Below are 19,171 nucleotides of genomic sequence, written 5' to 3'. Positions count from 1 at the left end.
CTAAATTAACATTTTACTAATCAATGCTTTGGTAAATTATAAGCCGTTTAAAAAATATTGTATATATGCATTCATAAAATATTGTATATACGAATTCATATGAATATATGTTCATATGTTCATATGTTCATATGTTCAATTATTATTATATTACATTGTTAATTCCCTGTCAAGCAATATTAAAAAACAATATCCGAACTAAATCCGAACCAAGTAAAGCCATGGACTTCCGGATTTTATTCCCTGTCAAACAGTTAAAAAAAACAATAATAAAAAGCAAAAACGGGTATTATTGAATATACCCTTAAAAAAGTATAAAATATATGCAGAAACCCAAAATAAAATTCAAAATTTCTATGAAACGAGGTTTGTAAATTGGTTAAAAAAGATAAAGAAATAATGAACTTATTGAAAACTTCCAAAGGACAACTGGAAGGAATAATAAAAATGGTTGAAGATGACAGATATTGCGTTGATATATCAAAGCAAATTTTAGCTGTACAGGCCCTTCTTAGAAAAATTAATCTTAAAATACTTGAAAAACATATAAAAAACTGCGTCCGCCAGGCTTTTGTTGAAGGTAACGGTGATGAAAAAGTGGACGAAATTATTGATATCATAAGCAAATACACCAGACAATAAAACAAAAAATTTTGTAACACTTACAATACCATATGAATAATATGTACTGTAAATATCAAACATATCAACTTAAAATTGAAAGGAGCATGCAATATGTCATTTGACGAAAGAGTAGCAGTATCAGGCGGCGGAGGTTGTTTTGGCGGTTCATTTGTAATTTTCCTTATCATCCTGATTATAATTATTCTCCTACCTCTATTTGGTTCCGGATCTTGCGGAGGCTTTGGCGGTGTCGCACACGAATAAGAAGTTCTATACCAATAAAAATAAGTACTTATAAAACCATAACATTTACAAAACATGCCACAAATATTTTGAATTATTTGTGGTATTTTTTTGTTTTTGCTGACTTTTTGTCTTTTTTACTCCCATAAATGAATAAAATGTGTTAGTATATCTTATATATTAGTTTTATAGAATAATAAATATTATTTTATATTAAATATTATTTTATATAATGAAAGGAATACTAATGCTATGAAGGCTAAATTGTTGATAAGTATAACAGGTATTCTGATATTGCTGGCTGTTTTGGGCGGGGCATTTTATTATTACCGCCAACATTACCGTCAGCCTGATTACAATACTGAACTTGAAAATCTTGTTAATGAAAATGGCGAATACCAACCGGATAATGCAATAGATATTATAAATCTTTTATTGGACGTTCAAAAAGGCAGACAACAGGTGAGGGATGAGTTTTTATTAAAACTATCAAAAAACAAAAATGCAATAGGGTATTATTCAAATGTTATTTTGGCAAATAACTACAATATAAAAAACAAAGATGCTGAAGGGTTTTATGAAACTGCTTTGGAGTTATATCCTACAAATGATGTAAGATTTAACTATGCATCTTTCTTGGCTAAAAACAACAAGAGGGAAAAGGCTATAGATGAATATCTTAAAATACTCCCTCAGGAAAGGGCCTTGCAGGCACTAATAGATTTAGAAGCGGATAATGAAGAAATTTGTAAAGCCCTGGTGGAAACTAAAAGCTGGGACACCCTTGAAAATTTCACAAAACCCAGAAGTGAAAATGATTTTGTAATGAAAAAGTATTATGCCCGTGCACTTTTTGAAAAGCAGCAATATACAAGTGCTATACCGGTACTGGAAAGCTTGTATGAGCACAATCCGGAAGACAGTGATATAGGCTGGTGGTATGGCAGGGCTTTAGAGCTTACTGAAGAAACGGAAAAAGCAAAAGAAATATACTCCTCTATAGGTGAAAAAGGGGCTTACCGTTTGGGAATCATCCTTGAAAACGAAGGCATGACTGATGCTGCATTAGAAGCTTTCAAAAGCAGCAATGAAGCCGTTTCCCTTTGGAAAGCCGCACGTATGCAGGAAGAATCCGGCATGAAGGAAGCTGCACTTAAAACCTACCTTAAAGTAACGGAGCTTGAAGGTTCTTACCAGGATGACGCTGCTTACAGGGCATATATACTTTCTAAGCGCATGAATAAAAACACTGATAATTTACTGGAAATACTTTCAAAGCATCCGTCCTGGATGAAAAGAATCCAACAGGAATATTCATGGGATGATATTGTGGATATTGAATATGAAAAGCCTGAGTTTTTGGAAATGGTGGAATTATATAAAGAAAACGGACTTGAAGAGGCATCTGAAATTGAACTTTCAATAGGAAGTAAATTTGCCAAAGTGGAAGAAAAGCTTGCCCTTGGGGACTGGTACCTTAAAAAAGGTGATATTTACCAGTCAGTAGTCTGGGGACTTCGTTCCTTAAATGATAAACCAAACAGGCAGGGCTATAAACTTGCCTATCCCCTTCCTTTTGAGGAATATGTAAAAAAATCAGCTGAAAAATATAATGTAGACCCTTATTTAATCTGGGCCGTTATGAGAGAGGAAAGCTACTACAGGGCTGATGTTGTTTCATGGGCCGGTGCCATAGGACTTATGCAAATTATGCCTGCCACCGGACAAGACATTGCATCAAGACTAAATATGACAATTGAAGACAATGACCTTACCAACCCTGAAATAAATATAGAATTTGGAACATTTTACATCCGTTCTATGCTGAATATGTTTTCAGAAGATGTGGACAAAGCTTTAGCTGCCTATAACGGAGGACCCGGCAATGTTTCACGCTGGAGTAACAGTCCTCTTGGAACCTCCAAAGAAGACTTTCCCACAGCAATTACATTTTTTGAAACCCAGGAATATATAACAAAAGTTAAAAATTCTTATTATATATATAAGTGGCTCTATGAAAATGAGTAATTATAAGGAGAAGTAATTATTAATATGAGAAGGTTTACTAATCCTCTTCTGCCATATCAACAACAATAACACAATGGCCGGGAAGCGGTGCTTCCATAAACACGTCACCAATCTGCATATCTTTTACATCCACGCATTTTAGCTGTCTTTCCAAATTTACTGTATTTGCATATGCAAAAACCATATCAAAATAATTTCTAAAACTTCTAAAATCATTTGAGTACTCTGCCTGCTGTACCCAATATGCATGGTTTCCTTCAACTACAATTCTATTCCCTTCCATCCAGGTTGCATAATCTGCAACAAATGCATTTACAAATTTAAACTGTATTTTATCATAATAATGTAGATTAGTTACAGGCTGAAAAAGTTAAAAAATTAGCGATTCACTCTGCTTAATATCCTTACCCAGAGTCTCTTCTTCAAAAGTATATCTGTTTAGAAGTTTTATAATGGTTACAAAATCTTTATCTTCATCAATTACTTTTTTCAACTCATTTTTTAATTTTATGAGATTTGCAGGTGTTATATTTCCGCGAAAAACAGATTTTTGATGATGCTTAAAATACTTTTTGCATATTTTAAATACTTTATGTACTCTTTTTTCACCTATATCATAAAATAAAAAAGCATAATTATAATTATTGCTCATACAGATTCTCCTATATCAAATGGTTAAAATGGTTTGCCTTCTAAAATAAATTTAATCAATTTATACCCATCTAGTTTTATTGCATTTTTATAAGTAGTTTTTCTTTTTAACTGTTTGTGCTCAAAAACACTGTTAATTCTCTCCTCAAATGCCTGTATAAATATCTTTTTTCCAGTTTCATTAAGTATGCAATAATTTAGCTTCTTTTCAAAATGCTTTGATACCTGTATTCTTCTATTATTTACACATTCAAATATAGTTCTGAATACAATTATAGGTTTAAATGCCTCTGCTAAATCAAGACTAAGAGAAAAACGCCCCTCACTAGGTTCATGTAAAAAACTTATTGATTGGTTGAGGTGAGTATGGTAAATCTGAGTTATCGTCTTTGAATACAAAAGACTATTCCCAAAAGAAATCAGTGCATTAATGGGGTTGTCAGGTGGTCTTTTTACTCTTTTACTCATAATAAAATCTTCTAATTGTAGATTTTCATTTTAATTTAGGTAAATCTACCCTTATTTTATCACATTAAAATAGGTGAAAAAAATTTTTAACCCTACCGCAATTTGAAAAAATATTTTCACTCGCTATATATGTCCTCTATGTGGATGCACCATATCATATATTCCTAACTTTTGTTTACCCGGATTTATTAATGCAATAAATCATATTTTTGAATACATATATAATTTATTTTATCGTAAAGGTAGTATTAATTCAGTTATAAAACAACTAAATCTAAAAAACAACGTACAGTTTTCAAGGCAAATTCTATACTATTACAGAAAAAAATTCATTAAAAATCTCAATACAATACAAAATGGATTAAGACAAATAATACACAAAGTGAAATTACCGGATGAAACTCTTGGAAACACAGAAAAAGCAAGAAACGTTTTAGCAATAGTAGTAAGAGAATTCCCCAACATTCAACTATTCTCTCAAAAATACTATCAAGCTACCGCTAAAACATTTCTTGCAGCATGATTATAACATTAAAATAGGATTTTAAAAAGCGTCTTATGAAAAATTTTTAATGAAATCAACCGCAACACCATATTTTCCTTTACTTGAGCAAATAACTATGGTAACATCCGTGGGAAAGAACAGCCTGACCGGTCATGGCTTCCTAAAAATGCAACAGGAGGTCAGGAATATGTTAAGTGAAGAGGTAAGAAATGCCATTGCGTTAAAAAGATTTTCACTGATAAGTCCGATCCTAAATGGACAAGTGAATAATCGTAAGGACTATTATGCTCAAATTTCATCAAAACCCGTAGAAATGCCACACTATGGCATAAGAAAATATTCACCTAAAACAATAGAGTCCTGGTACTGTGATTACATGCGTGGAGGATTGGATGCATTAAAACCCGGATACCGGAAAGACAGGGGTAATTGTAGAAAAATAGATACAGAACTTGCTGAAAAAATCCTTGAGACGAAAAGAAAATATCCTAAAGCGCCTACTACAATCATCTATGATAAACTAATAAAAAAAGGCATATTAAAAGAAGGGCAAATATCACTTACCACACTATACAGGTTTTTAAAATTTTCAAATCATGAAAGCATTTATGAAACTGAAGAGAAAAAAGAAATTAAAAGATTTGCACATCAATATATAAATGAGTTGTGGTATGGGGATTTAATGTATGGACCTTACATACAGGAAGAGGCATACCTTCCCTGCTCTATACGGACAATGGGAAGATTTACCGTTCACAGCAGTTTGAATTTATGTGCGCGGACGTAGGATGCGCTCTTATACATTCGAAACCCTTTGTTGCACATAGCCGGGGAAAAATAGAAAGGTTCTTTTTAACAGTTAGAAAAAGATTTTTATCCCAACTTAATATGAATAAAATTAAGAGTTTAGAAGAGCCGGTATTCATATACTATGAAGGCAAGAAAATCGGTGAAGCCTTGCAGGTTAATTTTCATGACAATGCCCATATGAAACGAAGGGGCAGACCTAAAAATTCTGAGTTAATAGTGGATTTACAAAATAACGAAGTATCTGTAACACATGCTGACATGCCTAAACCAAAACAAACAATTTCATTTAAAACAATTATGGAAGGAGAGAAATAATTATGTTCAGACAGTTTTTTGGACTAAAATACAATCCTTTTGGAAAAGAAATTGATATTTCTGATGTTTATGAAAGTGAAGATATTAAGGAATTAAATTCAAGATTTAAATATATTCAAAACATCCGGGGAATGTTTCTTTTAGTCGATGAACCGGGAATGGGAAAATCCACCGCCTTAAGAAAATTTTCAGCCGGGTTAAATCCGGGACTTTACAAACCCTGCTATTTTTCTCTCTCAACAGTTACCGTTATGGATTTTTACCGGGGTCTTTTAATATCTTTAGGAGAAGTGCCTTCACATAAAAAGGTTACAATGTTTCATCAGATACAACAAGCAATAATGTCTTTGTACTATAATCAAAAAATTACTCCGGTTATTATCCTTGACGAGGTACAGATGCTGTCAAACAGCATACTTGAAGAATTAAGGCTTTTATTTAACTTTAAAATGGACTCTGAAAATCCTTTTATATTAATATTGTCGGGGCAATCGCAAATCAGGAACAAATTACAGTTAGCGGTAAATGCACCTTTAAAGCAGCGTATAGCCGTAAAATACGTAATGCAGGGGTTAAAGCCTGAGGAACTTTCAGACTATATTTTTACAAGGCTAAAGTCTGCCGGTTTACATGAAAATATATTTACCCAGGCTGCAATTGAAGCTATTTATTCTGCATCAAAAGGCGTACCCCGCCTTGTTAACAGCCTTGCAACCTCAAGCCTTATGTATGCTTGTTCAATAAAGCAAAAGCATGTAGATGAAGAATTTGAAAATTTGATTATCGCGTTCCTATTTTAATTTGAAAATATTCACTAATTTGTGGTAAAATTGACCTAAAATAATTTGAAAATATTATCTAATTTAATTTGAAAATTTACACATTAAATCTTCTTTATATCTACGTATGGTGCGCTCTTTGACCTCTAAAATATCTGCTAATTCTTTTGCTTTCATTTTACCTCTGCTTTTAAGAAGTATAAGCATATTCAATGCATTTCCGACTTGGCTCATTTTGATACCCCCTAAAAAATTAATAATATCATTAACTTAAAATTATATATTTACAAAACACATACTACACATATACTATCTAATTAGAATAGCACTTGAAATTTAAAGATTTGTATTTATTTTGTTGACAATTATTATTCTATATTACTTTTTTAGATATGTCTAGAACATTTAACATTCTTCGGCTAAACCAATGGGATTATATTTTTATACACTACTATCGTAATTGTAAATATCTTAACATAGGTTACTTTAATTGAAAAAATTTTAGCCTGGTAAATTTATTAATATTTTGACACATATAGTTTTTTTGTAAATACAATAAGCATATTTTTAAATCTCTGAACACATTATTTAAGTGCATTTACAATTGATAATACTATATATTAAAACTTTCTTTTTCTATTTTTTTGATATTTATTTATATATTTAAATAAGTCTTTATGTGAAACTCTACTTATACAATTGACCAATTATAATTTCATGAATAAACATTTACATTGTCTCTATCATTTTATTTTTCTGTAATTTTTTACTAAATACTAACTTTTACTACAAGAAAAAAACAGGAGCCCACCTATTTTTTTAATATTTTTTAATAAATATGATGCTTCTAAAAAAAGATATAAAATCAAAAATAAGGCTCTAAACACTTGGATTTTTTCCAAGTAAACCCCATTAACAAAGTCTTCTACATATGTATTTATAGCTTATAAAAACTTTTTTTGACTTTTTGGCAAAACAGTTGGAAAAAAATTTTGAATTATAGTATAATTATGACCTAGAAACATTATGTCATTTTTTAATTTCAGATTTGATGTTGGTTGAACCGGGACATGAGATGTATTTAAACAGGAAATAAAATCTAATTGAACCGGGACATGTGATGTTTTAATTACAAAGGGTAATTACCAATATCTCAGGACGGTTGAATATTCTAAGTGCAAAATTACTGTTGCCTAATCCTCTGTTTACAATTAATATTTTGTCATCAACCTGATACATGCCTCCGTCATATTCAGGGAAAAACTTCTTTTCAGGAGAAAACACCCCGCCTGCAAAAGGTATCCTTATTATACCTCCGTGAATATGTCCGGACAGGGTTAAATCCGCTCCCCAGTCAGAATAAGTATCAGCATACAGCGGATTATGAGTTAATAAAATGTTATATGAATCAGTATTCGGCTTACCTAAAATTTTCTTAATTTGTTCTTCCCCAAAAAAAACATCCTTTGTATACTCATTGCTTGAATCTTTATAATATCTAAGATTAAACCATAGCCCATACAAATTAATGCTATCCTCGCCTTTTGTAATTGTAACTTTTTCATTATCAAGAACCTTAACGCCAAATTCAGTAAGGGTGTCTGTTAACATTTTTCGTCTTTTCTTACTTAGGCTTTGTTCATGATTACCCAGAATATAGTAAGTATCATAGTTTTTGCTTATCTCCCCGGCCAAATCAGTAAACACATCAAAATCAGTATCTTTTGAATCAACCATATCACCTGTCATAACAACAATATCAGGATTTTCACCGTTAATTTTTTCCATGAGTTTAATATTTCCGTCCCCAAAACTCTTACTGTGCAAATCTGATAGTTGCAGTATCTTAAAACCATCAAAGGAATCCGGGATTTTATTTGATGTTACTTTATACCTTGATATTTCCAATAAATTATTATCAACATATATCCTTGCAGCAAATGCCAGCAATAAAATTACAACGAATAAAATTTTTCTTTTTCCAGCCTTCATTTTTTATCTACCTTTTTCTTAATACATTTACATTGTTTTTAAAGTTAAACTATCATTAAAATGGAAGTCACTGTCTGTTATTTTAACATATATACTACAGGAAATAAACCTTTTTTATTCCTAGCTTCCTCACCCTTCTATTGCTTCATCCGTCCGTCAAGATATATTTCCCCTATATTTCTTATATATAGCAGCCTGTTTTTTAAAATTTAATTCAACTAAACCGATAGAAATTATAATTTTTATAAAAAATCTATTGACATGGGATAAAATTCCGCATAAGCTACATCAGACCCCACGATATTGAAATAAGCCTTGAAGCACAGGAAAATGAGTTTATTGGGGCAGAAATTATTTTTATCAGAGCAGTAGATCCTATTTTGTCAATCTCGAGCTAAAAAGGCTGGACAGCGGTTTTATATAAAACTTAAGTTGTTGCTAAAATGGAAGATCGTCATCTTCTGCTAGATAAAAGCCTCCGCTATCCTGTACATTTGAAGTATCAAAATTGTCATTACCAGTGATATTATTGCCACTTCCTGAACTACTTTTACTATCTGCAAAGTACACTTCTTCTGCCACTATTTCAGTTATGTAGCGTCTGTTGCCTTCCGGGTCGTCCCAAGTTCTGTTTTGAATTCTTCCTACAATCCCAACTTGTTGACCCTTTTTAAAATAGTTGTTACAAAATTCTGCAGTTTTTTCCCATGCTACTACCGGAAAAAAGTCAGCCTGCTGCTCATCACCTTCTCTTGCGAATCTTCTCTTTACTGCAATTCTAAAGCTGCATACAGATTTTCCAGTTGTAGTATGCCTCATTTCAGGATCTGCTGTTAACCTTCCAATGAACATTGCTTTGTTCAACATTACCACTCCTTAAAAAGTTTATGTTTGCCTGTTATTTTAACATAACCTCTGTCTAAAATAAACAATAAAAAATAAAAAATGACAGGATAAACAGGCAGGACTAACCACAGCTATGTCAAAAACAAACAGATAACAATCAAAACCCTTAAGTCAGAGCAACCAAGGGACTAATTACAGCTATATTAATAATAAACACAGTAAATCAATCCGATTATTGACAGACACAGGTTTTCTGGCAAGTACATTTTTTTCTGTATTTGCCGTTCTTACAAATTACAACAGCCCGCTGGGCAACTTTGTGCAGCAATTTATAAAAAAGTTCCCTTTCAGCCTCTGTCATACCTGATGTCACATCTTTAGTCCAACTTGAAACAATTTCTAGTGTTTTTGGAATCATTTTGGTACTTTTCTGAGTAAGAGTCACCAAATAAGAGCGGGCATCGTCAGGATTTACCGTCTTTGATACAAAACCATTTTTTTCTAAAGGTATCAATGCTTTTGCAACGGTACTTTTATCCATCCCAAGTTCTTTACATAAGTCAGCCTGTGTCATTCCCCCATTAGCATAGAGGTGCTTCAATAATCTTGACTGTGCATTGGAAAGTCCGATTTTCATAAGCCTTTCATTTAGTTCAATATTCATTTTACGATACAATAAAGATATCGTTTTTGGAAGATCCATATGTTGTATCCCCTCATATTTTACCACTCGGCCAGGTATAGGTTTACTAATTACCCGGTCAAGTAAATTATTTAATCCTTTAATTTCTCTTAAACCGCTGATTATTTTCCCAACAAATATAGCGGCAACAACTGTACCAATTCCTACTTGGAAAAATTCCCGGTACAAAATCCATGAGCCAGTGGCTGCAATTATAGTTAATAAACTGTCAAAGACAATTTTAACTTTTCCATATTCTTTATTATATCTTACAGATATTACTTTTACCAGTGCATCTTGAGGAAGCATTATAAATTCAGCTTTAAGCATGGTGAATACACCCAAGGCAAGGGTAACAGTTCCCAAGCCACAGTAAATTACCTGTGTCCACAATGTACTGTCAGGAAAAATGGATATAATGCCGGATGTTAAATCCACAAAGAAACCGTATACAACAGTGGCGACTAACTGCATAAAATGAGAAGATCTAAACTCCTTTTTTAAAATAACCATTTGCGCTATAAAGAACAAGCCGAGTAAAATTGACATTCCCGTTCCTGTTGTTATGCCAAAATATGGACTGAATACTGCAGGGCATACACCCACCGGAGTTGCACCAAGCCTTGCTTTTATAGAAAAACTTACACCAAGGGATGAAAGAAAAAGACCTATTAACATTACTACAGCTTTTCTCGAAATCATTTTTATTTTGTAATTTATTACTTCTTTTTTGTTGCGAATTTTTAAGTCATAGATTTTTGCGATTTTTTATACCTCCCATCATTATTTTGAATTATCTTATTCTTCTACCCTGTTTTTTAAAGTATCATATTTGTCTTTTACCCGCAATCTACTCATTGCCCGTGCTAAATGTGCCTGGGCTGCATAGTACTCTTGCTTGCTTTTACTTCGCAAAAGTTCCTGCTTTGCTGCTTGTACTGAGTATTTTGCCCTTCGGGCATCTATTTCCTCCGGTCGTTCTGCTGAGCTAACCAGCAACAAAACCTCATTATTCTCCACTTTTAAAAAGCCATGGGAAACTGCTGCAACCTTCATTTCTTCCCCAGGTACCCGGTAAAAAACCGCTCCGGGAATTACTGCTATAATAATATTGCTGTGGTTAGCCATAATGCCATATTTACCCTGTGGGGTGGGTACGATTAATGATTCACAGGGACCTGTATAAAAAGGCTTGTCTGCAGCTAAAATCTTTAACTTAAAAGTCTTCACAGTATTTTTCCACTCCTTATCCCTTCAGCTTTTTTCACCACATCGTCAATTGTTCCCACATTGAAAAATGCAGCTTCAGGATAAGAATCCATTTCCCCGCTTATAATAGCTTTGAAGCCTCTTATTGTTTCATTTAGCGGCACATATATGCCGGAAACTCCTGTAAACTTTTCTGCCACATGAATTGGCTGTGATAAAAACCTCTGTATTCTTCTAGCACGGGTTACAATTTGCCTATCCTCGTCCCCCAACTCATCCATACCTAAAATAGCAATTATATCCTGCAATTCATTGTATTTTTGAAGTATTTCCTGAACCTCCCTTGCAGTTTCATAATGTTCTTCCCCCACTATGTCCGGCTCTAAGATACGGGAGGTTGATTCAAGGGGGTCAACAGCAGGATAAATACCCTGTTCTGCAACCTTCCTGCTTAGCACAGTGGTGGCATCAAGATGTGTAAAAGTTGCAGCAGGTGCCGGGTCTGTTAAATCATCAGCAGGTATATAAACCGCTTGCACTGAAGTGATGGAACCCTTATCTGTAGATGTAATTCTTTCTTGAAGTTCACCCATTTCCTCCGCCAAGGTAGGCTGGTAGCCTACTGCGGATGGCATATGACCCAGCAAGGTAGAAACTTCACTTCCTGCCTGCACAAAGCGGTAAATGTTGTCGATAAACAATAGCACATCTTTTTGCTCGCTATCCCGGAAATACTCCGCCATTGTCAAACCGGAAAGTCCCACCCGCATTCTGACACCCGGGGATTCATTCATTTGTCCAAACACCAGCGCCACTTTCCCTGCAACGCCGCTTTCCTGCATTTCCCTCCAAAGCTCATTCCCTTCACGGCTTCTCTCCCCGATGCCCACAAAAATAGAATAACCACCGTGCTTCATCGCAACATTGTGAATAAGTTCTTGAATTAAAACGGTTTTTCCAACTCCTGCTCCCCCAAAGAGCCCAATTTTTCCGCCTCTTGGATAAGGTCCTAAAAGATCTATAACTTTAATTCCTGTCTCTAATATTTCAGTAGAAGGACGTAAGCTTTCAAATGAAGGAGCCTTTCTATGAATTTCCCACCTTTTTTCTGTATCTAAAATAGGAGGACCACCGTCAATTACCTCTCCAAGTACATTAAACATCCGACCTAAAGTACATTCACCTACCGGGACACGAATACAACTCCCGGTTGCTGTTACCTTCATATTACGTGCAAGATTTTCACTTTCGCTGAGCATAATACAGCGGACTGTATTTCTTCCTACGTGCTGTGCTACTTCCATAACACGCACTTTGCCGTTTACATTGACAGTCAGGGCTTCCCTTATTTTAGGCAAACACCCTTTCTCAAATTCCACATCTACAACTGAACCGGATATCTGTACAATTTTTCCTGAGTTCACGGCTGCAACACCTCCTTTTCATGTTTTCTTCTCTGTGCTTTTGCACCGGCTATCACCTCTGTTACCTCCTGGGTGATGGCTGCCTGGCGCATTTGATTATATTCAAGAATAAGTGACTCCAAAATCTTTTCTGCATTTTTATTAGCCGAGTTCATGGCTGTCATACGGGCACTTTGTTCACTGCAAAAACTGCTAACTAAGGCACTGTAAATAAAACCAGAAAACAAACTCTTTACAACATTATTTAAAACTTCCTCAACTGAAGGATAAAATTCAAAAGGTATAGATGCTTCACCCTCTATGCCGTTCCCTGCAGAAGATACAGGCTGGTCTGGACAAAGGGGAAGAAGCCTGGTGGTCACCACTTGTGTAGTAAGGCTGTTTTCCAAATCGGTATAAATTACAAAAATTTTGTCCAGTTCTCCTTTATCAAACAACTCCAAAAGCACCATGCTAATTTCCCTTGCTCTGTCCATTGTTGGATTTTGTGCCGTAAATGAGAAGTCTTCTACAACAGGCGCTTTCTGACGTAAGAAGAACCGCTGCCCATATTCCCCCACAATAAAGAGCTTAGTATCCGGGTGCCTGGACATAAATTTTTGTGTTTCTTTAATTACGCTTTTGTTGTATGACCCAGCCAATCCCTTGTCCGCAGTAATCGCCAAAACACCATAAGCCACGTCAAGCTCATCTCTCCTGCCTGTGGGGTGAAAGTATCTGCTGTCTACATTTTCCATTCTTTGGTGCAAATGTTTGATTTCGCTTTGCAGTGCATCAAAATATGGTCTTGTGGAGTCCAATTGTTTTTTGGCTCTCTTCATCTTAGCTGAAGCAATCATGTACATGGCGTTCGTAATTTTCCTCGTATCCTGAATGCTTTTAATACGGCTTTTTATTTCTTTAGCATTTTTCATTTGTTTATCACCGCCTATTTTCCACCGCCATGAAAAATATTTAAATATTCCTGTGATATTTTTATAATTTCTTCTTTAACTTTTTCATCAAACTCGCCATTTTCAATTTTCCTTATTATATGAGATCCCTCTTTTTCAATGTAATTTAAAAGCCCATACTTAAATCCGCTAATTTTCTCAGGAGGAACACCCATCATTATGCGGTTTAGTGCCGCCACCAGAATGATAATTTGCTCATACTCCTTCATTGGACGGTGTTTTTCCTGGCGGAGTACCTGCATAAGGCTGTGACCATAGTCCAGCTGCTGCCTTGTAGTATCATCCAGATCACTGGCAAACTGCATAAAAACTTCCATCTCATGGTACTGAGCCAGCTCTAAACGGAGAGTTCCTACAGCACGCTTCATTGCTTCAGTCTGTGCATCGCCCCCTACACGGGAAACAGACAAACCAATGTTCACAGCCGGACGCTGACCGGAAAAGAACAACTCGCTTTCTAAAAATATTTGACCGTCTGTAATAGAAATAATATTTGTTGGTATATAAGCCGAAACATTACCAGCCTGCGTTTCCACTATAGGCAGTGCAGTCATACTGCCCCCTCCCTTTTCATCAGAAAGCTGTGCCGAACGTTCTAATAAACGGGAGTGAAGGTAAAAAACATCACCAGGATAGGCTTCACGTCCTGGAGAACGCTCCAGTAAAAGACTTAGAGAGCGATACGCAGTGGCGTGTTTTGTTAAATCATCATAAACTATAAGCACCCGCTGCCCCTTACGCATAAAGTATTCACCCAATGTACAACCTGCATAGGGTGCTATATACTGAAGTGGCGCAGGCTCACTTGCAGATGCATTAACCACAATTGAATATTCCATGGCACCATGCTTCCGGAGTATATCCACCGTATGTGCAACGGAGCTTGCCTTTTGACCAATTGCCACATAAATACAAATTACATTTTTGCCTTTTTGATTGAGTATGGTATCCAGCGCAATTGTGGTCTTTCCCGTCTGTCTGTCGCCTATAATAAGTTCACGCTGCCCATGGCCAATGGGAAACAAAGAATCAATTGCCAAAATTCCCGTCTCTAAAGGCTTGCTAACGGGCTTACGGTCAATAATGCCAGGAGCCGGGGACTCAATTGGGAGATAGTCCTCTGCTTTTATTGGTCCCTTGCCATCGATAGGACTTCCCAGTGCATTAATCACACGACCGGTAAATTCATCTCCCACCGGCATTCCTGCAGTTCTTCCGGTTCTTCTAACGGTGCTGCCTTCAGCAACACTTTGATCCTCATCAAAGAGAATACAGCCGGTTACATCACGATTAAGTTCCACAACCTTCCCCCGAACACCGGAGGAGAAAACCACAATCTCCCGGTAAGCAGCATTGTTAAGACCGCTTATGGTAGCAATTCCGTCACCCACCGCCAATACCGTTCCTATTTCCTGCTCCAGTGCTTTCGGAGTCCAGTTTTTTATTGTTTCTTTCATCAAAGGAATGATATTGCTGCCCCCGGCTGAAAGCTGGGCTATATCATCCTTTAATTGCTGTAATCTGCCCTTTAAACTCCAGTCGTATACAGAGTCTAGTTTCCAATTACTGTGAGGATCATCACCCTCCACCCTTCCAACTTCTATACGGAAACCATCTGACAGCTCAACGTCTTCTACCCAAGTGAGTGTAACATCACTATTATATTTTTTTCTCAAAAAACTGATGAGCTCTTGCATTTGCCTATCATTTGGAGCTTCAGCACTGTACAAAAACGCCTCAATTTTTGCGCCTTTGCTATATATTATGTTATTTATTTTCATTTCACTCCTTTTTTACAACATCTAAAAATTGGTTAAGTACACTTGACGATGATTGTGCAAGTAATTTTTCTACAGCAGAAACTGCCATATCAGCTATCTCCTGCTGTGCATCTTCTAAAATTTTAGCACGCTCTTGCCGTGCTGCTTCTTTGGCATCTGAAATTAGTTTTTCAGCCTGGATTTCAGCTTCTTGCAAAAGTTTATCAGCTGCTTCTTTTGCCTCTTTAACAGCACATGCCTTTTTTTCTTCAATCTCTTTTTCTATACCTTCCAAACGTTCTTGGTAAGATGCCTTTAAATCACCGGCTTGTTTTAATTTCTCTAATGCTTCGCTGTCTAATTTGTTATAATACCCCGCCCTTTCATCCATGAATTTTTTAACAGGGCTATATAGCAACAAATACAGTCCTAAAGTTAATATTAAAAAGTTTAACAAGTGTAAAAGTATTTGCTGCCAATCTATATTTAAAGGAATTTTCAATTTATGCCACCTCCTACAATACAAATATAATCATGATGGCAATTACCAAGGCATAAATAACAACCGTTTCTATAAATATAAGTCCTAAAAGTAAACTGGTTCTAATACTGTCTCTTGCCTCAGGCTGACGGGCAATACTTTCTGATGATTTTGCAATTGCAATACCCATGGCAATTGCTGCGGCTACAGCCCCAAGACTTATGGTAGCAGCAGCAGAAATTGCTTTTGTACTTGTAGAATCCACTGCCCCTGCTGCCACACCTTGCCCTTCAGCTGGAACAGCATATGCAATAGTAGAAACAGAAATAACGAATAATACCAATATGCAGAATAAAATTTTTTTTGGAAAAACTGATCTTTTAATTGTCATAACCCCCTAACAGCAGGCTCTTGCCTGCATATTTCTTTTTTTGTTTGTTGTTTAGGTTTTGATACCTCTCCATAGGAAGAGGATGTAAGCATAACCAATACATATGTCTGAACTAAAGCATGCACTAAAGTGAATAATACACCTATTATAATTGGTAGACCAAAGCTAAGGTACAGATAATAATAAACCAGCTCGGTTACCAGCACTCCACTGAGCATTGACCCAAACAGGCGGAAGCTCATAGAAAGAGGCATTGAAAAGTCTTTTAATGCTGTTCCCAGTCCTCTCAGGCCATTTGCCCTTATACCCCCGGACAAAATCACTGAATAGGACAGGAAGCCTAAAGCAATTGCCCCATTTATGTCTGATAGAGGTGCCGGAAGGGTAATGGAGTGCCCAGTTGTGGTAATCCCTTGAAAGCCAAGGAGTTCAAACAGGGTTCCAAAAAATATATACATACCTGCACCAAAAATATAGGCTCCCAAAAACCCATTGCGATGCGGACTGTTCTTTTTTGCAAAATTATCAAACAATCTAACCACTTCTTCCAAAATCAATTGGAATTTGCCGGGAATACGTTTGAATTTAGGAATTGCAAACAGCCGTACAATTAATGCAAAAGTCAGCATAATTGCAGTTACTGTAAATGCTGAAATAAGTCCCGGATTAACATCTTTTATTCCAAAAAAACTTATTTTATTTACATCATGCATTACGGCATCCCGCATCATTTCTTTAACTGTTTCGTGTTTTTCTGCCTGATTGTTTGTAAGTAAAACCCCTGCAAACAAGGCCAATATAACACATATCCATACGACAATAACTACTGCTTTTTTATTTTTTATCTTAAAGTACCTCCCTTCTTATAAATACATCTTTATATATTGTAAAAAAATTATCCTCTATTTAGTTGGTCTGCCAACTATATGGGCATAAAAACAGACAACCCATCAGAACATAGATAGCCCCGATTTGTTGACATGATTTGATTATACAACTTATTTTTTCCCTTGTCAAACTATTGTCAAGGTTAGATAGCGTCAATTTATTGTAGGAAAAAGAAAAGTAGATGGCATCCCATTTTTTATTTGTGCAACTATTTCAAATAACGGTCTCTTAGTAACGAAAGTGTTTTACATCATTTTGAGCCTTATTTTCTTTTATAATTCCTCTAACTTATTGTCTATTATACCATATAACTCTTTCTTTCTATAAAGAATTCATTTTACTCAATACTTGTGACAAATTAGTACGTTTTGTTATCTATGTTCCTTCACATTTTAACGCTACTTTTAAAAGAAAAAAGTATTTCTATTGTACCATTTTCCATTTTGTCAAGGCTAAAACAAGCGGGCAAAGCCCGGCCTTGACAAGTAGTAGGGCTCCGCGGGTCATGGTACTAAAGTTTTGCTTTTTTCTTTTCTTTTTCTTTTTTTATGTTTTTTCTTTTTCTTTGTCTTTTTTCCAGATATGTATAATTCCTATTGGATAGGCTTACTTGTAAACTTTCCCGTAATTTTTGCTTTATTATTACCTCATCCCTATCCGCATATACCTATAATACGCCTTAATTCTTTATATAAACCAGTTTTACACCCCTTATGAATAACAGTTAAATTACTATTCCATACACTCTCATACCTGTTTGATGACTTCTTTAATTCCTTAATTAATTTTTCCTGAATTTCTTGCCTACTAGATGCTAACTTTTTTTGTTTTTGTGCCATAACTATGTCATATACCTTACCGCCATTCTTCTTGTATATTATTAGCTTTGACATCTTTTCTACACCTTTTCTCGACCAGCCTTTAGGTCTTGAACTTAAACGGGATGAAAATACATGACTCACATGACCTTCAGCACTACAACCCACTATTCCTCTGTTTGACCTTATTTCTATACCATCCCAATTATTTAAAATATATCGCTTTGCATTTTTTATAGCCTTTATTTTATTTTCATTATCGCCTGTCTTTTCAATTATCTTTTTAAAAACCTTTGTTAGCATTTTTTTATCAGATAAATTCAAAGCCTCCTGTAAATCTTGGCTTATTGCTTCATCATTTAAATGTGTGGTCGCAACTCTTACGTATTTTTGAAGATGGTATCTATCAAGTACAAATTTACTTTTTGAAAGACAGTTAACTCCTTGCCTTATCCATGACGCCCCATCTCCTGATATATACACCGTCTCTAAAAAATCAACGTCATATTGTTTATATATGTATTCCGATACTTCAAGCCACAAATCTTCTGAATTCTTATACACTCCCCCAAAATATCGAACATTCTTTAATACTTTTCTCTTCTTATTACTTTTTTCAAAGTCAATTCCCTCATGCACATATACAAGTTTTGGCATAATTGTATTTCTCTTGCCCTTCTCATTCTGTCTCAATATACTTTTTTGTTGTAATGCTACATGGTCCTCATCGGCCTCAACATACAATATTTTTACTTCTCTCTTTTTATCTACTTTTATTTCAGGCTCAACTATTTCAATATTATGTATTTTATTCATCACTGCTTGTTTGCTGATTTCATCAATATATGTCGCCTTTTCTCCTGCCTTTCTGTAGCTGCTGTCAGCTGCTTCATCTATTGCATTAATTACAACATCGGCACTTACTCTGTCATGTGGTTCTACACCTACAATCCTGTCGACTAGGTGTTGTCTATTACCATTTTCCTTATGCTTAAAATATGTCCTGTTATAACTTAGTGTTCCAAATGTCGTTAAAATAGCTGTTTTATCTTTTCTTATAATTTCCCAATACTGTTTCCTTATTTCACAGTTACGGAAATATTCATCCATATCTTCAAGCACTTCTTTAAGTATATCGCGTCCAAGTTTAAATAAATCTTCTTTTAGACCAAGAACAAGATCAGCTAAGTCTTTTCCTTCTTCAATAAAATTTTTTATCTTTTTTTCAATTCTTTTTACCCCAAATTCATTAAAATGTTGTATACTATTATACATAGAAGATGTCATCCTTTCTATTTATTATT

At 35.1% G+C, this 19,171-nt stretch carries 20 protein-coding genes and 2 pseudogenes; 7 read left to right on the top strand and 15 right to left on the bottom strand.

The annotated features are described in order from the left end of the window. The first annotated feature begins 375 nt into the window (after nucleotides 1–375). The 3 genes from HVS_RS03725 to HVS_RS03715 all read left to right on the top strand — a co-directional run bounded on the left by HVS_RS03725 (nucleotide 376) and on the right by HVS_RS03715 (nucleotide 2,895). On the top strand, nucleotides 376–642 hold the full coding sequence (locus tag HVS_RS03725; protein ID WP_101299394.1) for a metal-sensing transcriptional repressor: 267 nt from the start codon (nucleotides 376–378) through the stop codon (nucleotides 640–642). Nucleotides 643–735: 93 nt separating this feature from the next. After that, complete coding sequence (locus HVS_RS03720; protein WP_101299392.1) at nucleotides 736–888, top strand: sporulation protein YjcZ; 153 nt, start codon at nucleotides 736–738, stop codon at nucleotides 886–888. Between the two features lie 231 nt (nucleotides 889–1,119). Then, nucleotides 1,120–2,895, top strand: coding sequence for a transglycosylase SLT domain-containing protein (locus tag HVS_RS03715; protein WP_101299390.1), 1,776 nt, complete (start codon nucleotides 1,120–1,122; stop codon nucleotides 2,893–2,895). A gap of 37 nt (nucleotides 2,896–2,932) precedes the next feature. Here HVS_RS03715 and HVS_RS03710 read toward each other — a convergent pair whose 3' ends face one another. The 3 genes and pseudogenes from HVS_RS03710 to cas1 form a co-directional block, all read right to left on the bottom strand. Beyond that, the gene (locus HVS_RS03710; protein WP_341456960.1) at nucleotides 2,933–3,178 is read right to left on the bottom strand and encodes a DUF4846 domain-containing protein; all 246 of its coding nucleotides are present in this window, start codon (nucleotides 3,176–3,178) and stop codon (nucleotides 2,933–2,935) included. Between the two features lie 87 nt (nucleotides 3,179–3,265). Next, nucleotides 3,266–3,547: a CRISPR-associated endonuclease Cas2 gene (gene cas2, locus HVS_RS03705; protein WP_101299385.1), complete on the bottom strand. Its 282-nt coding sequence runs from the start codon at nucleotides 3,545–3,547 to the stop codon at nucleotides 3,266–3,268. 23 nt (nucleotides 3,548–3,570) lie between these two features. Then, nucleotides 3,571–4,026: pseudogene (cas1, locus tag HVS_RS03700) on the bottom strand (CRISPR-associated endonuclease Cas1); the annotation flags it as partial. A 560-nt stretch (nucleotides 4,027–4,586) separates the two neighbouring features. Here cas1 and HVS_RS16985 point away from each other — a divergent pair. The 3 genes from HVS_RS16985 to HVS_RS03690 all read left to right on the top strand — a co-directional run bounded on the left by HVS_RS16985 (nucleotide 4,587) and on the right by HVS_RS03690 (nucleotide 6,444). Then, a complete protein-coding gene (locus tag HVS_RS16985; RefSeq protein WP_235827465.1) occupies nucleotides 4,587–5,306 on the top strand; it encodes a hypothetical protein in 720 nt (239 codons plus the stop codon). Nucleotides 5,307–5,407: 101 nt separating this feature from the next. Beyond that, nucleotides 5,408–5,644, top strand: coding sequence for a hypothetical protein (locus tag HVS_RS16980; RefSeq protein ID WP_242971667.1), 237 nt, complete (start codon nucleotides 5,408–5,410; stop codon nucleotides 5,642–5,644). Nucleotides 5,645–5,646: 2 nt separating this feature from the next. After that, nucleotides 5,647–6,444, top strand: a complete 798-nt coding sequence (locus tag HVS_RS03690; protein WP_101299380.1) for an ExeA family protein — start codon at nucleotides 5,647–5,649, stop codon at nucleotides 6,442–6,444. A 63-nt stretch (nucleotides 6,445–6,507) separates the two neighbouring features. Here the strand turns inward: HVS_RS03690 and HVS_RS03685 are convergent, their stop codons facing one another. Then, on the bottom strand, nucleotides 6,508–6,657 hold the full coding sequence (locus tag HVS_RS03685; protein WP_101299378.1) for an HTH domain-containing protein: 150 nt from the start codon (nucleotides 6,655–6,657) through the stop codon (nucleotides 6,508–6,510). An 891-nt stretch (nucleotides 6,658–7,548) separates the two neighbouring features. Further along, nucleotides 7,549–8,415, bottom strand: a complete 867-nt coding sequence (locus tag HVS_RS03680) for a metallophosphoesterase (RefSeq protein ID WP_101299375.1) — start codon at nucleotides 8,413–8,415, stop codon at nucleotides 7,549–7,551. A gap of 278 nt (nucleotides 8,416–8,693) precedes the next feature. Between HVS_RS03680 and HVS_RS17710 the strand changes: the two are divergent. After that, a pseudogene (locus HVS_RS17710) lies at nucleotides 8,694–8,827 on the top strand (sulfate ABC transporter ATP-binding protein); the annotation flags it as partial. A 26-nt stretch (nucleotides 8,828–8,853) separates the two neighbouring features. On the opposite strand, the gene HVS_RS03670 reads toward HVS_RS17710, so the two are convergent. The 10 genes from HVS_RS03670 to HVS_RS03625 all read right to left on the bottom strand — a co-directional run bounded on the left by HVS_RS03670 (nucleotide 8,854) and on the right by HVS_RS03625 (nucleotide 19,142). Next, the gene (locus HVS_RS03670; RefSeq protein WP_101299373.1) at nucleotides 8,854–9,279 is read right to left on the bottom strand and encodes a single-stranded DNA-binding protein; all 426 of its coding nucleotides are present in this window, start codon (nucleotides 9,277–9,279) and stop codon (nucleotides 8,854–8,856) included. Between the two features lie 214 nt (nucleotides 9,280–9,493). Continuing rightward, nucleotides 9,494–10,645, bottom strand: a complete 1,152-nt coding sequence (locus HVS_RS03665; protein WP_101299371.1) for a DUF6198 family protein — start codon at nucleotides 10,643–10,645, stop codon at nucleotides 9,494–9,496. 96 nt (nucleotides 10,646–10,741) lie between these two features. After that, nucleotides 10,742–11,173: an ATP synthase F1 subunit epsilon gene (gene atpC / locus HVS_RS03660; RefSeq protein WP_101299369.1), complete on the bottom strand. Its 432-nt coding sequence runs from the start codon at nucleotides 11,171–11,173 to the stop codon at nucleotides 10,742–10,744. After that, nucleotides 11,170–12,576 carry a F0F1 ATP synthase subunit beta gene (atpD, locus tag HVS_RS03655; RefSeq protein ID WP_101299367.1) on the bottom strand — a complete coding sequence of 469 codons (1,407 nt, stop codon included), beginning with the start codon at nucleotides 12,574–12,576 and terminating at the stop codon, nucleotides 11,170–11,172. The genes atpC and atpD overlap by 4 nt, the downstream gene beginning before the upstream one ends. After that, nucleotides 12,573–13,490 carry an ATP synthase F1 subunit gamma gene (atpG, locus tag HVS_RS03650; RefSeq protein ID WP_101299365.1) on the bottom strand — a complete coding sequence of 306 codons (918 nt, stop codon included), beginning with the start codon at nucleotides 13,488–13,490 and terminating at the stop codon, nucleotides 12,573–12,575. The genes atpD and atpG overlap by 4 nt, the downstream gene beginning before the upstream one ends. A 14-nt stretch (nucleotides 13,491–13,504) precedes the next feature. Further along, nucleotides 13,505–15,310, bottom strand: coding sequence for a F0F1 ATP synthase subunit alpha (gene atpA, locus HVS_RS03645; protein ID WP_108593937.1), 1,806 nt, complete (start codon nucleotides 15,308–15,310; stop codon nucleotides 13,505–13,507). A gap of 1 nt (nucleotide 15,311) precedes the next feature. Then, the gene (locus tag HVS_RS03640; RefSeq protein WP_157942971.1) at nucleotides 15,312–15,791 is read right to left on the bottom strand and encodes an ATP synthase F0 subunit B; all 480 of its coding nucleotides are present in this window, start codon (nucleotides 15,789–15,791) and stop codon (nucleotides 15,312–15,314) included. 13 nt (nucleotides 15,792–15,804) lie between these two features. Further along, entirely contained in the window at nucleotides 15,805–16,161 is a 357-nt protein-coding gene (gene atpE / locus HVS_RS03635) for an ATP synthase F0 subunit C (RefSeq protein WP_101299361.1), read from the bottom strand. Beyond that, on the bottom strand, nucleotides 16,158–16,958 hold the full coding sequence (locus tag HVS_RS03630; RefSeq protein WP_235827542.1) for a F0F1 ATP synthase subunit A: 801 nt from the start codon (nucleotides 16,956–16,958) through the stop codon (nucleotides 16,158–16,160). Before HVS_RS03630 ends, atpE begins: the two co-directional genes overlap by 4 nt. 744 nt (nucleotides 16,959–17,702) lie before the next feature. Then, the gene (locus HVS_RS03625) at nucleotides 17,703–19,142 is read right to left on the bottom strand and encodes an ISLre2 family transposase (RefSeq protein ID WP_235827484.1); all 1,440 of its coding nucleotides are present in this window, start codon (nucleotides 19,140–19,142) and stop codon (nucleotides 17,703–17,705) included. Nucleotides 19,143–19,171 lie beyond the last annotated feature (29 nt).

The sequence above is a fragment of the Acetivibrio saccincola genome (genome assembly GCF_002844395.1).
GTDB lineage: Bacteria > Bacillota > Clostridia > Acetivibrionales > Acetivibrionaceae > Herbivorax > Herbivorax saccincola.
Note: the sequence above shows the minus strand (reverse complement) of the source record. Positions and strands in the feature narration are given on the sequence as shown.